General features: G+C 46.7%; 1 protein-coding gene. It reads right to left on the reverse strand.

Annotation, left to right across the window (positions count from 1 at the left end; translation table 11 throughout):
* Nucleotides 1-242 (reverse strand): VapE domain-containing protein (locus RYX56_RS24765; RefSeq protein WP_317124441.1); only part of this gene is annotated, 242 nt, incomplete at both ends.

A 242-nucleotide genomic window follows, 5' to 3' on the forward strand; every position in this document is an offset into this window, starting at 1 on the left:
GGCCAAAATCTGCGGTTGCCCGTAATATCACGAAGAAAACCGCTTTCCGCATTGGTAGAACCTACAATCACGCATTGACGGGGATGGCTTTCGACGTTGACCCCATAACTGGCACGGTACTTATCATCCGCCCTAGAAATAAAGGACTTCACAATCTCCACATCCGTCTTACGCATTCCTGCAAGCTCACCGAGTTCCAACAACCAATATCCTTGAAGTTTTTCAGCACCTGATTTATCTTT

Source organism: Alkalihalophilus lindianensis, assembly GCF_032843265.1.
Classification (GTDB): Bacteria; Bacillota; Bacilli; order Bacillales; family Bacillaceae_D; genus Alkalihalophilus; species Alkalihalophilus lindianensis.